The sequence below is a fragment of the Thalassospira profundimaris genome (assembly GCF_003326755.1).
In the GTDB taxonomy this organism is placed as follows: domain Bacteria; phylum Pseudomonadota; class Alphaproteobacteria; order Rhodospirillales; family Thalassospiraceae; genus Thalassospira; species Thalassospira profundimaris_B.
The window spans coordinates 1-14845 of the sequence record NZ_JPWH01000045.1 but is presented as its reverse complement, the minus strand read 5'-3'; the positions used below and the strand labels follow the sequence as shown (position 1 = coordinate 14845).

Below are 14845 nucleotides of genomic sequence, written 5' to 3'. Positions count from 1 at the left end.
TCCTTGCTTTCAGTGGGCCGTCCATACATGGCATGATGATCTCCTTGCTGTGTGAATCTGTGGCCAAAGCCATCGCAATGCGTTATCCAAGAAATCGGAACATTGTTCCATCTATCACATACGGAACAATGTTCCGTTTAACAAGAGGTGATGGCCCATGTCATCTGAACATCCAAGGGAACCGGACGGATCGGACACCAAGAACCGGGCCAGGCGCACCGATGCGAAGCGCAGTTTCGACGCGCTGGTGCAGGCGGCGAGGGAGGTTTTCGCAAGCTCAGGGGTGGATGCGCCGGTGCGCGATATCGCGGGCAAGGCGGGTGTCGGCACCGGCACATTGTATCGCCATTTCCCAAAGCGCGGTGAGCTGATCGCTGCCGTTTTCCGCAACGAGGTCGATGCCTGCGCCGACGCCGCGCCCGCCTTGGCGGAGAAACATCAACCGTTTGAGGCTCTTGCGGCATGGCTGCATCGATTTTCGGAGTTCATCGCAGCCAAGCGCGGGTTGGCCAGCGCACTGCATTCGGGCGACCCCGCTTTTGAGACACTGCCCGCTTATTTCGATGCGCGATTGCGACCTGTGCTAAGCCAACTTCTCGAACGTGCGGCGAAAGCGGGCGAAATCCGCTCGGACATTGATGCCGACGACATCATCAGCGCGGTCGCAAACCTGTCCATGCCTGCCAAAACTGCCCGCCCCGACCACACCAGGCGCGTCGTCGACATCTTCATAAATGGATTGAAGTCGAAATAGCGGTGAAGATCGCGAATAGCCGGCGGGAACGCATGCGATTATCATGCTTGTATCATGCTTGGTACCACGCCACTGTAAGCCGACATTAGGACTCCATGCGGGAATGATTGTTTTGTCCACACCGCCGACATCGAAGCTGGATACAACACCGTTCCGCTTCCACATCGCCTGTTCGACGAACTTTCTGGCTACATGGAGCGTTCGCTCTTCCTTTTCCGCCACGCGGTGATCGGCGTCGAATAAGCTAATTTCGGCGGTGATCGGCGGGAAATGGCGGAGAGACAGGGATTCGAACCCTGGGTACCCGTAAAGGCACGCCGGTTTTCAAGACCGGTGCATTCAACCACTCTGCCATCTCTCCGCAATGTGGTCGTCTTTGGTGCGGCCATTCAATAAGGGCAGGGACGCGTGCTGTCAATATCTGTTGTTCGGTTATTGCGCGATAAAATTTAACTTGTTTTTCCCGATACGAGACAACAGTCATGCGGTTATCGCTATCGCCAAAAGGGTTGCGGCAAGGGAGAAGGCCAGAGTGTTTTTCGTATTATCGAAGATTGCGACATTTTTCATTCTACCGGGAAATCTGGTGACGCTGGGATTTGTTGTTGCGCTACTGATGATGCTGTTTCGCAAATCCCGCAAGCTGGGACATCATTTAATGGTCGTGACCGCTGTTTGTTGTGTTTTTGTCTCGGTCATCCCGGTTGGAGAGATGGCGGTGCGCATACTGGAAGACCGCTTTCCCAAGCCATCGTTTGAGAATATTGCCACACAGGATATTGCCGGTGTGATCGTTCTGGCTGGTGCGGTTGATGGTGATCAGTATATCGCGCGTAACCAGGTGGAATATAATGCTGCTGCCGACAGGATCCTTGAAATGCTGGCGCTTGCACGCGATTTTCCCAAAGTGCCTGTCATTTTTACCGGGGGCGACAATGTAATCGGCACCCGGAAATTCAGCGAGGCCATTGCCGTGCATGATGATTTGGTGCGCCGGAAACTGGCGACAGAGAACATTTTTTACGAGGAAAAATCCCGCAATACAGCCGAAAACGCAAGCTACAGCCACCAAATGATTGCTGAAAAATGGCCGGACAAGGCGCAGGGAACCTGGATTTTGGTGACATCGGCACGGCACATGCCCCGTGCAATGGGGGTATTTCGCCGTTATGACTGGTCAATCATCGCCTGCCCGGTAGATTATATCGCAAGGCCGCAACGCCATTTAACAGATATTAACGTCTCACATTCTATCAAGATGCTGGAAAACGCGTTGAGAGAGTTCGTCGGCTTAACCGCCTATTACTGGACCGGGCGAACGACGGCGTGGTTTCCGGCACCGTAAGGACGGTTCGCCATATTCAAAACGGTTAATTCTGAAATTAAGGACAGGGCAATCACCATGAAAATTCGGACATTCGGAACTGTTGCCACACTTCTTGGTGCGCTATTGGCAGCAAGCCCGGTTGTGGCAGCCCCCGCAGATGCCCCATTGCCCGCCTTTACGACGGAAGGCTTTGACAGCTGGCTGGCCAATTTTAAAACCGAGGCCCTGAAAGACGGTATTTCGCAAAAAACGCTGGATGAAGCCTTTGCCAATACCCAGCCAATCCCGCGCGTGATCGAGCTTGACCGCAGCCAGCCCGAATTCAAGCTGACATTCGAGCAATATATGCAGCGCGTTGTCCCGCAGTCGCGCATTGATGAAGGCCGCAAGAAATTTGCCGAGAACCGCGATATTCTGGAAGCTGCAGCCAAAAAATACGGTGTGCCAGCGCATTACCTGGCGGCATTTTGGGGTATTGAAACCGGCTATGGCAAACATACCGGCGGTTTTTCAGTGATTGATTCGCTGGCAACCCTGGCCTTTGAAGGGCGCCGGGCATCCTATTTCCGGGGCGAGTTGATCAAGGCGTTAAAGATCATTGATGCCGGGCATATCTCCGCCGACGCAATGGAAGGATCCTGGGCCGGTGCAATGGGGCAGGCGCAGTTCATGCCGTCCACCTTTATGGCCTACGCCACCGATGGCAATGGCGACGGGAAAATAAACCTGTGGACACAAAAAGAAGACGTCTTTGCGTCTGCTGCCAATTACCTGTCATCGGTTGGCTGGAAAACTGATGAACGTTGGGGCCGTAAAGTCAGCCTGCCCAAAGGATTTGATGCCAGCAAGGCTGGCCGCGATGTGCGCAAGCCGATTGCCGAGTGGCAAAAAATGGGGGTGCGCATGCCCAATGGGGCGGACTTGCCAACGGCTGATATGCAGGCCGCCATTGTGCTGGTAAATGACGGTGCCGGACCTGCCTATATGGTCTATAACAATTTTAACACCATTATGCACTGGAACCGGTCGACTTATTTTGCCATTGCTGTTGGTACGCTGGCCGATGCGATTGCCGGTCGATAACCGGCCTTTAAAGACCCAGAGTGACGAGGAAAAAACTGGATGCCAAAATCAGCTCTTAGTTCGGCTCGCCCGTGGTGGCGCCTTGGCTGTCAGGTGACAGGAGTAGCGACCATGTTGGTGATGCTGGCGGGCTGTGCGGAAACCCAGCTTGCGGTTCACGGTGTCAAGCGGATCGGATCGCAAAACCAGACCAGCGCCCCTGCGCAGATCGGCGCTTATAAAATTGGCAAACCTTATGAGATTGCCGGGCAATGGTATTACCCGGCAGTCGATTATGAATATCGTGAAACCGGCATTGCGTCCTGGTACGGGCCGAAATTTCACGGCAAATATACCGCCAATGGCGAGATTTTTGATCAGAACGAAGTGTCCGCGGCACACCGGACATTGCCCCTGCCAAGTATTGTTCGTGTGACCAACCTTGAAAATGGTCGTTCGTTAAAGGTGCGAGTCAATGATCGCGGGCCCTTTGCCCGCAGCCGCATTATCGACATGTCGCGCAAGGCGGCCCAGCTTCTGGGCTTTGAACAGCAGGGTACGGCCAAAGTCATGGTCGAGGTGCTGGAAGCGGAAAGCCAACAGGCGGCCCTGATTGCGCAGGGTAAATCTGTAACCCCCACAACCGTAACAGCGGCGGAAAAAAGCACGGTAACGGCCGCGCCCCGGGCATCGGTCGAGACGGTTTCGCTTGATGCCCCGCCCAGCAACCAGCCCATCAAAGATTTTAACGATAGCCCGCAAACACCCAAGCGGACAAAATACCAACCGGCGACCCCGGCAAATGATGTTGCCGTGACCGCCCAGGCCAACCCGGAAGTCAATGTTGCCGCAGTACCACCCAGCGCCATTTATGTACAGGCCGGTGCCTTTTCGGTTTACGACAACGCCTTGAATCTGCGAAATCGGCTTTTTAATCTTGCGCCGACAAAAATCGAACCTATCGATGTTAAGGGGACGACATTTTACCGGGTTCGTCTGGGGCCACTGGCAACTGTGCCCGAGGCTGATGTTTTACTTGACCGCGTTTTGGCAACCGGGCAAACCGGTGCACGGGTGATTGTTGAATGTGCCGGGGCAGGGGAAATGACCGCTGCGGGATGCTAATTTGATCGGATAAAAAGGCGCAAATGCAAAATTTGCACATTTTTGCCCGATTTACGACATAGGACGGCCCTGTTGGCCATCGGCCAATCCTTCGGGGACGAAATAAATCAACAGGACAAGGACGTTATGAATTTACTTCCGTCAATTCCGTGCAAAGCCACATTTAACCGGCTTCTCGCCGGGGCGGTGCTTCTGGGAACAGCGATGGCCGCGACGGTCAGCCATGCTCAGTCGATCGAAACGATCGCGCGCGAGGCGTATCTTGTTGATTATGATACCGGTGCCGTCCTGTTAAACAAGAATGGCGACGACCTTGCCGAACCGGCATCGCTGACCAAGATGATGACGATCTATATGCTGTTTGATCGCATCAAAAACGGCAGTTTGACCCTGCAAGACACTTTTCATGTCAGTGAACATGCCTGGAAAAAGGGCGGTTCCAAGATGTTTGTCGAGGTCAATTCTGATGTTTCCATCTATGATTTGATCCACGGCATCATCGTGCAGTCGGGTAATGATGCCGCCATCGTGGTTGCCGAAGGTATCGCTGGCACCGAAGATGCCTTTGCCCATGAAATGACGGAAAAGGCCCGTGAAATTGGCATGACCAAATCGGTCTTTAAAAATGCCACCGGCTGGCCGGCCGAGGGACATGTGGTGACGGCGCATGATCTTGCGATTCTGGCGCATCGCACGATCCACGATTTCCCGGAACTTTATAAATTCTATAGCGAGCCGGTCTTTACCTATAACGGTATTCGCCAGCATAACCGCAACCCGCTTTTAGGCACCAGTGCCGGTGTGGATGGCATGAAAACCGGCCATACCGAAGCTGCCGGTTATGGTTTGACGGCAACCGCCAAACGTGATGGCCGCCGTCTGATTTTGGTGGTGATGGGGCTTAATTCGATGCGAGAGCGCCGCACCGAAGGCCAGAAGCTGCTGGATTGGGGCTTCCGCGAGTTTGACAACTATCATCTGTTCAAAAAGGACGAGGTTGTCAGTTCTGCCGATGTCTGGCTGGGCGATTCCGGCAAGGTAGACCTGGTTACAGACCAGGACATCACCCTGACCATTCCGCGCAAAGACCGCAAAGACATGAAGGTGTCGGTCGTTTACGAAGGCCCGATTCCCGCCCCGATCAGTGCCGGTCAGCAGGTTGCGACCCTGAAAGTCGAAATTCCCAACCAGGACCCGAAATCCTTTCCGCTTTATGCCAAAACCGGGGTTGAACGTCTTGGTCTGGTTGGCCGGATCGGCGCGGCGATCAAATACCTTGTCTGGGGGGGCAGCAACGGGTGATCCTGCCGGACGGAATTTTCATCAGCTTTGAAGGCGGCGAGGGCAGTGGAAAATCCACCCAGATCCGCCTTCTGGAGCAATGGTTTCGCCATCGTGGCCGTGACGTCATTGTCACCCGTGAACCAGGCGGATCACCGGGTGCGGAGGAAATCCGCGCCCTTTTGCTTACAGGGGATTCCGGTCGCTGGGATGCCGTTACCGAGGCCCTGTTGATGTTTGCCGCCCGGCGCGACCATGTGGAGCGCACCATTCGCCCGGCTTTGGCACGTGGACAAGTGGTATTATGTGACCGCTTTGCCGATTCATCGGTTGCCTATCAAGGCTATGGTCACGGACTGGGGGCAGATTTTATTGCGCAATTGTGGCACCTGGCCATTAGCGGCTTTAAACCTGACCTGACCCTGATGATGGACTTGCCGATTGAAACGGGTCTTGCCCGGGCCTTTGCCCGTTTTGCCGATACCAAAACCGCCGAAGACCGGTTTGAAAAAATGGAACTGGATTTTCATCAGCGCCTGCAACAGGGATTTCGCGACATCGCCGTAGCGGAACCAGAACGTTGCCAGATCATTGATGCTGACGGTGACATTGAAACGGTTTCTGGCCGGGTGAATGCCGCTGTCGAGAATTTTCTGGCAGGTCGGTCACGATGACAAGCGATGACAGTACCGAAAATGGATACCCCGAACCACGCCAGAATCATCAGCTTTTGGGCCATGAGGCGGTTGAAAAAGTAATTGTTGATGCCTGGAACGGTGGCCGCATGCACCATGCCTGGCTGTTATGTGGACCACGCGGGGTTGGCAAGGCAACGCTGGCCTATCGTATGGCGCGCTTTGTGCTGTCGCAGGGTGGTGAAAATGCAGGCGGCGGCCTGTTTAATGACAAACCGACCAGTTTGTTTGTCTCGCCGGAAGACCCGGTTTTTCGCAGAATTGCAGGCGGCGGGCATGGCGACCTGAAGGTTGTTGAACGCCTTTATGACGAAAAGAAAAAACGGCTTCAGGGCGAAATTACTGTTGATAATGTCCGCGCTGTTGGCGGTTTTATGTCGAAAACCTCGGCCGAAGGCGGCTGGCGCATTGTGATTGTCGACGCCGCCGACGAGCTGAACCGCAATGCGGCCAATGCCATTTTGAAGGTTTTGGAAGAACCGCCATCGAATGCGATGATGATCCTGATTGCCCATCAGCCAGGCAAACTGCTGCCAACCATTCGGTCGCGCTGTCGCCGGCTGAATTTGGGCACGTTGGAAGATCAAACTGTAACATCGCTTCTGGCGCAATATTGCCCGGATATGGCGACGGACGATTTATATGCCCTAGCCGGTCTGGCTGATGGCAGCATTGGTCGCGCATTGCAGTTGCATGATGTGGGCGGACTGGAGCTGTACACCCAGCTTGTTCAACTTCTTTCAGGCTTGCCGGAGCTTGATGTAACCGCCCTGCATAAATTTGCCGAACGGTTTTCGCCAGCGGATCGCGACGAGGCCTTTGTAACCGTAACGGCACTTTTGAACTGGTGGCTGGCGCGGATGATACGGTTTGCCGCAACCGGAAGTGCCCCGCGCGAAGTGGTTGACGGTGAATTGCCGGCAATGCAGCGCATGGCTGCTGCGCAACCGCTTGATCAATGGCTGGAGGTATGGGAAAAGATCACCGACCTCATGTCAGCGACGCGCGGGCTTCATCTGGATCGCAAGCAGGCGATTTTGAATGCGTTTTTCCTGCTTGAAGAAACGATTAGAAACTAGTGCTGCCGGGCTGATTTAAATATAAATGACGGACGGCCCGCAAGGGCCGTTTTGCGTCATGCTTTAATACGAAGGATTGCAACCATGACCGGGCAAAAACCGCCCTTTTACATCACCACGCCGATCTATTATGTCAACGACAAGCCGCATATTGGCCATGCCTATACCACGCTGGCAGTTGACGTGATGGCACGTTTCAAGCGGCTGGATGGTTTTGATGTGATGTTCCTGACGGGAACGGACGAGCACGGTCAGAAGGTTGACGCGTCTGCCGCTGCAAAAGGTATTGATCCGCAGACCTTTACCGATCAGGTATCGCAGAATTTCCGCGATCTTGCCGTGCATATGAATTATTCCAACGATGATTTCATCCGCACCACCGAAGAACGCCACAAAAAGGCCTGCCAGGCCCTGTGGAACACATTGGTGGAAAAGGGCGAGATTTATCTGGGGTCTTATGACGGCTGGTATTCGGTTCGAGACGAGGCGTTTTACGCTGAAAAGGAACTGATCGAAAAAGACGGCCAGAAGCTGGCCCCGACAGGTGCTCCGGTTGAATGGGTTTCCGAGCCCAGCTATTTCTTTAAACTGTCCGAATGGGGCGATCGCCTGATCCAGTTTTACGAAGACAACCCAGATTTCATTGCGCCGAATTCGCGTCGCAATGAAGTCATGAGCTTTGTGAAGGGCGGCATGCACGACCTTTCGGTCTCGCGCACCAGCTTTAAGTGGGGGGTGCCGGTTCCGGGTGATGAAAAGCACGTCATGTATGTGTGGGTTGATGCGCTGACCAATTATTTGACGGCGGTTGGGTATCCCGACGTAAACCCGGACATGCTGGAAAAATACTGGCCGGCAGATTTGCACATGGTGGGCAAGGATATTGCCCGTTTTCATGCGGTTTATTGGCCGGCTCTGTTAATGGCTGCCGGGATCAAGCCGCCGAAGCGTGTTTTTGCACATGGCTGGTGGACCAATGAAGGCCAGAAAATTTCGAAATCGATTGGCAATGTGATTGATCCGTATGATCTGACCGCGAAATACGGCCTGGATCAGACCCGTTATTTCCTGCTGCGTGAAGTACCGTTCGGCAATGATGGCGATTTTTCCCATCAGGCGATGGTAAACCGCATGAATAGCGAACTGGCAAACGACCTCGGCAATTTATGCCAGCGCGTTTTGTCGATGATTGGTAAAAACTGCAATGCCAAGGTGCCAACCGCAGGTGACTTTACCGATGCCGACAATGCCATTTTGGGCAAGGCGCACGGCATGCTGGAAACCGTACGTGGCCATATTGATGCCCAGGCATTCCATAAATTGATCGAGGCGATCTGGTCGCTGGTCGGCGATGCCAACCGCTATGTCGATGAAATGGCGCCCTGGGCCCTGAAAAAATCCGATCCGGCCCGGATGGAAACGGTCCTTTATGTATTGGCCGAAGTCATTCGCCATGTTGGTATTCTGGTGCAGCCTTTGATGCCGGAATCGGCGGCAAAAATTCTGGACCAGTTGGCTCTGGGCGAAGATGCACGCAGCTTTGACAGCCTCGGGGCGGATGGGGCGCTGGTTGCCGGAACGGACCTGCCCAAGCCATCTGGGGTGTTCCCGCGTTATGTTGAACCAGAAACAGAAGGAGACAAGGCATGAATGTCGCCCTTGTCGACAGCCATTGCCATCTGGACTTTCCCCAGTTTGCCGAGGATTTTACGGGGACGATGACGCGTGCCCGCGATGCCGGTGTCGGCATGATGGTCAGCATCGGTGTGCGATTATCGGCCTTTGACAAAGTTCGCGAGATTGCCGGGCGGGCTGATAATATTTACTGCACAGTTGGTGTGCATCCGCATGAGGCGGGTGAAGAGGGGCTTTCAACCCCCGATATTCTGATTGAAAAGGCGCAAGATCCCAAGGTTATTGGCATTGGGGAAAGCGGGCTGGATTACTATTACGACAATGCGCCGCGTGATGCCCAAAAAGAAAGCTTTCGTGCCCATATTGCCGCTTGTCGCGCAACACAGTTGCCGTTGGTTGTTCATACGCGCGATGCCGATGACGACACGATGGATATTCTTGAAGAAGAATATGCCAAAGGTGCTTTTCCCGGCGTGATTCACTGCTTCAGTTCATCGACTGAACTGGCCCAGCGAGCACTCAAGATCGGGTTTTATATCTCGTGTTCGGGCATTATCACGTTTAATTCGGCAACCGCCATTCGGGATGCGATAAAGGATGTGCCACTGGACCGGTTACTGGTTGAAACGGATTCACCTTATCTGGCCCCCGTGCCCAAACGCGGCAAAACCAACGAGCCTGGATATGTGGCCCATACCGCTGCAAAACTGGCCGAAATCAAGAATGTCAGTGTCGAGGAAATCGCCCGCATTACCACGGACAATTTCTTTACCCTGTTTTCCAAGGCTGATCGGTCGCTTCTAAGCACTACAGGAGCAAGCGGGCAGTGACGAAAATTACCATCCTTGGCTGCGGGTCCTCAAACGGGGTGCCTTCCGTTGGTTTGGGGTGGGGGGCGTGTGACCCGAATAATCCGAAAAACCGGCGCCTGCGCAGTTCGATCCTGATTGAGGAAGCGGGTAAAAAGATCCTGGTGGATGTGGGGCCCGACTTTCGGGAACAGGCATTGGCCGCCGACATTCGGCATATTGATGCGATCCTGTTTACGCATTCACATGCCGATCATGTGCATGGCATTGATGATCTGCGCTGGATCAACGTTGCCATGCACAGCCCGATTGATATTTATGCCTCTGCCGAAACCATCCAGACCCTGGAACACCGGTTTAACTATGTGTTGCAACCCCTGGCCGAAGGTGTTGATTTTTATTACAAACCCGTGCTGGTAGCGCATCAGATTGACGGCCATCTGAATATTGGCGGCGTGCCGATAAAGGTTTTTCCACAGGATCATGGCTTTTGTGAAAGCCTGGGTTTCCGGGTAGGCAACTTTGCCTATTCAACCGACGTGGTAAACTTGCCGGAATATTCGCATCAGTTTCTTTATGACCTGGATGTCTGGGTGGTGGATTGCATGCGCTTGACCCCGCATTCAACCCATGCCCACCTTGAAAAGGTAATGGGGTGGATTGCCGAATTTAAACCTCGCCAAGTTTATTTTACCCATATGAGCATTCAGGTTGATTATGACCAGATCAACGATATGACACCGGAGAATGTTGGCCCGGCATATGATGGCTTGGTGATTGAAATATAATTTCATTTATTTTCAGCGCTTTGCGTTTCTTATTTCATCCATCGCGCAATCATTTTATGCTGCACATTGGCCTGTGCGGCCACACGGTAATAAGACAGCATTTCGCGCATTGGATCGGATAACCGGTCGAAGCCGGAAATAAAGGCGACGACAACGCCAATGGTTGTTTGCCCCTTAATGACCAGATACCCGCCAACAATCAGGACAATAAGGGGGGTTACACCATTGAGGAAATTGATAATCGCCTTCATGCCAAATTTCAGCACAAAGGTCATCATGCGGTTGCGATAAAGAATATCGATCCGGTCGGGAAGCTCCGTTTCCTCAAGATTTGTATCCGTGTGGGGCAGGCGGGTGAGGTCATCCCCCACCCGGCGCATGGTATTAACCCGCCGTGCAATCAGCACATTAATGCGTTTTTGCACCACCGGGACCAGCAGCACCTGGGGTATCAGGGCTGCCAACCCGATTGCCGCAACAAGCGGTGCCTGGGATAACATATATCCCAGACCAAAAATCAGCATCGCGCTGTTTACGACTGGCTGGGAAAGACATTCACCAACAAACCCGCCGAGTTTGTCGATTTCGGCACCAATGATCGAGACGACTTTTCCGTCTTCTTCATGGGCACTTTCACTTTCGTTGTCCTCGTGCAACTGGCTGAGATGCAAACGGTTGTAGCGAATGGAACTCTCGCTCAACCACCCCTGGTAAAGCCGCAATAGATATTTGCAAAGCCCGTGCAGGATCAATACCGCCGCATAGGCAGCCGCAAGCTTGAGCAGCAGGTCAAGTTTACCATCCGATATGGCATCATCGACCAGCCGTCGCTGCAATTCGATCGGCAACATATTTAGCGCGGCAACAATAACAGCCAGTAATGAAACCCAAAGCTGGTGAATGCCGCTCATCCGCCAGACATAACGCCACAAGGACGGGGCAGGCGTATCATCACCGGTTCTTTCGGGTTTACGGGGGTCGATCATATCGAAATGCCTTTAATAAAGAAGATATGAAAACAGGATCAGAAGAATGAATTAGACCATTGAGTATGAACGAAAAAAGCTCCCGAATGATCCGGGAGCTTTCAGCATATTCTTTCACGATCGCGTGACGACCAGTTTATTCGGCCGGGTGCGAGACAATTGGAATATGTTCGTTATCATGACCATGTTGGGTCAAGGGGCGGTTTCCGGTAATACGCCGCATCATCACATAGAAAACCGGGGTCAGGAACAGACCAAATGCCGTAACACCGATCATGCCGGAAAATACCGCAATCCCCATTGCCTGGCGCATTTCAGCACCGGCCCCGGTAGAAAGCACCAGCGGAACCACGCCCATAATGAACGCCATTGACGTCATCAGGATCGGGCGCAAACGCAGGCGGCTGGCCTCAATCGCGGCCTGAATGGGTGTTTTACCGCCAAATTCAAGCTCGCGGGCAAATTCGACAATAAGGATCGCATTCTTGGCCGATAACCCTACCAGAACCATAAGCCCGATCTGGGTAAAGACGTTATTGTCACCCCCGGAAAGGTAAAGGCCGGCAAAGGCCGATAAAAGACCCATTGGTACAATCAGGATAATCGCGATTGGCAGTGTCAGGCTTTCATATTGGGCGGCTAGAACCAGGAAAACCAGCAACAGAGCAATCGGAAACACGATAACGCCTGTATTACCTGCCAGAATTTCCTGGTAGGTCAGTTCCGTCCATTCATATGAAATACCGGGCGGCAGGGTTTCATCGGCAATTTTTTGCAGGGCGTCCTGGGCCTGACCCGATGAATAACCCGGGGCAGGGTTGCCATTAATATCGGCCGACAGGAAACCGTTATAGTGCATGGCACGTTCCGGGCCGAAGGTCTGGGAGACATTCAGCACGGTCGAAAGTGGAACCATGTCACCATTGGCACTGCGCACTTCAAGATCGCCGATATTGTCTTCATGAGCACGATAAGGGGCATCAGCCTGCACCCGCACACTATAGGTCCGGCCAAAGATCGTGAAATCGTTGACATACATGCTGCCGAGATAGATCTGCATGGTTTGCAAAACATCACTGACCGAAACACCAAGCTGACGGGCCTTTGTGCGGTCAATATCGGCATAAAGCTGCGGAACACTGACCTGATAGGTTGAATACATGCCAGCCAGTTCAGGCGTCTGATAAGCCTTGGCAAGCAATGCCTTGCGGGCATCATCCAGCGCCTTGTATCCCAGCGAGGCACGATCTTCGAGCTGCATTTTAAAACCGCCCGTGGTGCCAAGCCCCTGAACCGGTGGCGGTGGGAAGATGACCGTAAAAGCCTGCGGGATAGAGGCGAATTGCTGGTTAAGCTGCCCGGCAATGGCACCGGCACTCAGGCTTGGGTCTTTGCGTTCAGCAAAAGGTTTGAGGGTGGCAAAAACAATGCCGGAGTTTGAACTGTTGGTGAAGCCATTGATCGAGAGGCCCGGGAAAGATACCGCGTGCGCAACACCGGGATTGGCGAGCGCAATATCGCCCATCTTGCGAATAACTTCATCAGTACGGTCCAAGGTTGCACCATCAGGCAACTGGGCAAAACCGATCAGATATTGTTTGTCCTGTGTCGGCACAAATCCGCGGGGAATTTCGCGAAACAGGCCGAATATCACAGCGACAAGCGCCAGATACATGCCCATCATGACGGTTTTGCGCGTTACGATGCCGCCAACGCCTTTACTGTAAGCGTTGGAGCCTTTTGAAAAGAACCTGTTAAAACCCCTGAAAAACCATCCCAGTGCGCCATCAAGAATGCGGGTTGGCAGATCACGCGGGGCATCATGCCCCTTAAGCAACAGGGCGGAAAGGGCAGGTGATAATGTCAGCGAGTTGATGGCAGAAATTACCGTCGAGATGGCAATCGTTAAGGCGAATTGACGATAAAACTGGCCGGTCAAACCACTAATGAAGGCGAGCGGTACGAACACTGCCACCAACACCAGGGCGATGGCGACAATCGGCCCGGACACCTCGCGCATCGCGCGATAGGTGGCCTGACGCGGCGAATAGCCCAGTTCGATATTCCGTTCGACGTTTTCAACAACAACGATGGCATCATCCACGACAATCCCGATGGCAAGCACCAGCCCAAACAGACTAAGTGCATTGATCGAGAAGCCAAACAGATACATCACCGCAAATGTCCCGACCACAGAAACCGGTACAGCCAGAACCGGGATCAGGGATGCTCGCCATGTCTGCAGGAAGACAATCACCACAAGCACCACCAGAACGATGGCCTCAAGCAGGGTATGAATAACGGCATCAATCGAAGCACGGACGAATTCGGTGGTGTCATAGACGATTTTGTAGTCAACGCCTTCGGGCATGTAGGCTTTGACTTCTTTCATCGTCTCGCGAACCTGATTGGCAATATCGATGGCATTGGAGCCGGGCGCAGCAAAAATACCCAGTCCAACCGCATCTTTGTTATCAAGCAGCGCACGCAGCGAATAATCGGCGGCACCGATTTCGATGCGAGCGACATCACGCAGGCGCGTGACCGAGCCATCAGGACCGGATCGTACAATGATGTTGCCAAATTCCTCAGGATCCTCCAGGCGACCCTGGGCATTGACCGACAACTGCAGATCAAGGTTGGGAGCAGAAGGAGATGCTCCGATGACGCCGGCTGCCGCCTGAACATTCTGAGCGCGGATTTCATTGACAATGTCGCTGGCCGAAAGGCCCTGCTCGGCGACTTTTTGCGGATCAAGCCAGATACGCATTGAATATTCGCCGCCGCCAAAGGCATTTACCTGGCCCACCCCCTGAATGCGTGCCAGGCGGTCCTTGATGTTGAGAATGGCATAATTGCGCAGATAGTTCATATCGTACCGCCCGTTAGGCGAAACCAGGTGAACAACCATCGTCAAATCGGGTGAACTTTTAACCGTTGTGACGCCCAGGCGCCGGACTTCCTCGGGCAGGCGCGGTTCAGCTTGTGAAACGCGGTTTTGCACCAATTGCTGGGCTTTGTCCGGTTCCGTTCCGAGCGCAAAGGTCACGGTTAGCGTCATGACGCCATCCGTGGTCGCCTGACTGCTCATATAGAGCATGTCTTCCACACCATTAATGGATTCTTCCAGCGGTGTTGCGACACTCTCCGCAATCACTTTCGGGTTGGCGCCAGGATACTCGGCGCGAACCACCACTGAAGGCGGCACGACCTCGGGATATTCTGCAACAGGTAACAGCGGGATCGAGATAATCCCTGCCAACAGGATGAGCAGTAAGCGTCCCCTCACGGCTACCTTGCGGGA

At 53.6% G+C, this 14845-nt stretch carries 12 protein-coding genes and 1 tRNA gene; 10 read left to right on the top strand and 3 right to left on the bottom strand.

Annotated elements, in window-relative coordinates:
- The first annotated feature begins 157 nt into the window (after positions 1-157).
- A complete protein-coding gene (locus TH25_RS24035) occupies positions 158-754 on the top strand; it encodes a TetR/AcrR family transcriptional regulator (RefSeq protein WP_114090782.1) in 597 nt (198 codons plus the stop codon).
- Between the two features lie 271 nt (positions 755-1025).
- Here TH25_RS24035 and TH25_RS24030 read toward each other — a convergent pair.
- Positions 1026-1115, bottom strand: a tRNA-Ser gene (locus TH25_RS24030).
- Positions 1116-1286: 171 nt separating this feature from the next.
- Here TH25_RS24030 and TH25_RS24025 point away from each other — a divergent pair.
- From TH25_RS24025 to TH25_RS23985, 9 genes are all read left to right on the top strand, one after another.
- Entirely contained in the window at positions 1287-2099 is an 813-nt protein-coding gene (locus tag TH25_RS24025) for a YdcF family protein (RefSeq protein ID WP_181847830.1), read from the top strand.
- A gap of 57 nt (positions 2100-2156) precedes the next feature.
- Positions 2157-3164, top strand: coding sequence for a lytic murein transglycosylase (locus TH25_RS24020; protein ID WP_114090780.1), 1008 nt, complete (start codon positions 2157-2159; stop codon positions 3162-3164).
- Between the two features lie 39 nt (positions 3165-3203).
- Positions 3204-4268, top strand: coding sequence for a septal ring lytic transglycosylase RlpA family protein (locus TH25_RS24015; RefSeq protein ID WP_114090779.1), 1065 nt, complete (start codon positions 3204-3206; stop codon positions 4266-4268).
- Between the two features lie 126 nt (positions 4269-4394).
- The gene (locus TH25_RS24010) at positions 4395-5570 is read left to right on the top strand and encodes a D-alanyl-D-alanine carboxypeptidase family protein (protein ID WP_114090778.1); all 1176 of its coding nucleotides are present in this window, start codon (positions 4395-4397) and stop codon (positions 5568-5570) included.
- Between the two features lie 2 nt (positions 5571-5572).
- Entirely contained in the window at positions 5573-6223 is a 651-nt protein-coding gene (gene tmk / locus TH25_RS24005; protein ID WP_404969434.1) for a dTMP kinase, read from the top strand.
- Positions 6220-7323 carry a DNA polymerase III subunit delta' gene (locus TH25_RS24000; protein WP_114090776.1) on the top strand — a complete coding sequence of 368 codons (1104 nt, stop codon included), beginning with the start codon at positions 6220-6222 and terminating at the stop codon, positions 7321-7323. Before tmk ends, TH25_RS24000 begins: the two co-directional genes overlap by 4 nt.
- An 84-nt stretch (positions 7324-7407) precedes the next feature.
- Complete coding sequence (gene metG, locus TH25_RS23995; RefSeq protein ID WP_114090775.1) at positions 7408-8973, top strand: methionine--tRNA ligase; 1566 nt, start codon at positions 7408-7410, stop codon at positions 8971-8973.
- Positions 8970-9788: a TatD family hydrolase gene (locus TH25_RS23990; protein ID WP_114090774.1), complete on the top strand. Its 819-nt coding sequence runs from the start codon at positions 8970-8972 to the stop codon at positions 9786-9788. Before metG ends, TH25_RS23990 begins: the two co-directional genes overlap by 4 nt.
- Positions 9785-10555: an MBL fold metallo-hydrolase gene (locus tag TH25_RS23985; RefSeq protein WP_114090773.1), complete on the top strand. Its 771-nt coding sequence runs from the start codon at positions 9785-9787 to the stop codon at positions 10553-10555. The genes TH25_RS23990 and TH25_RS23985 overlap by 4 nt, the downstream gene beginning before the upstream one ends.
- Before the next feature lie 29 nt (positions 10556-10584).
- On the opposite strand, the gene TH25_RS23980 is transcribed toward TH25_RS23985, so the two are convergent.
- Both TH25_RS23980 and TH25_RS23975 read right to left on the bottom strand, forming a co-directional pair.
- Positions 10585-11541, bottom strand: coding sequence for an ABC transporter ATP-binding protein (locus tag TH25_RS23980; RefSeq protein ID WP_114090772.1), 957 nt, complete (start codon positions 11539-11541; stop codon positions 10585-10587).
- Between the two features lie 136 nt (positions 11542-11677).
- A complete protein-coding gene (locus tag TH25_RS23975) occupies positions 11678-14830 on the bottom strand; it encodes an efflux RND transporter permease subunit (RefSeq protein WP_114090783.1) in 3153 nt (1050 codons plus the stop codon).
- Positions 14831-14845: the final 15 nt, after the last annotated feature.

Coding starts and splice junctions, on each gene's coding strand:
- TH25_RS24000 (WP_114090776.1), top strand. CDS start 6,220: ATGACAAGCGATGACAGTACCGAAAATGGATACCCCGAACCACGCCAG.
- TH25_RS23980 (WP_114090772.1), bottom strand. CDS start 11,541: ATGATCGACCCCCGTAAACCCGAAAGAACCGGTGATGATACGCCTGCC.
- TH25_RS24035 (WP_114090782.1), top strand. CDS start 158: ATGTCATCTGAACATCCAAGGGAACCGGACGGATCGGACACCAAGAAC.
- metG (WP_114090775.1), top strand. CDS start 7,408: ATGACCGGGCAAAAACCGCCCTTTTACATCACCACGCCGATCTATTAT.
- TH25_RS24010 (WP_114090778.1), top strand. CDS start 4,395: ATGAATTTACTTCCGTCAATTCCGTGCAAAGCCACATTTAACCGGCTT.
- TH25_RS24015 (WP_114090779.1), top strand. CDS start 3,204: ATGCCAAAATCAGCTCTTAGTTCGGCTCGCCCGTGGTGGCGCCTTGGC.
- TH25_RS24020 (WP_114090780.1), top strand. CDS start 2,157: ATGAAAATTCGGACATTCGGAACTGTTGCCACACTTCTTGGTGCGCTA.
- TH25_RS23990 (WP_114090774.1), top strand. CDS start 8,970: ATGAATGTCGCCCTTGTCGACAGCCATTGCCATCTGGACTTTCCCCAG.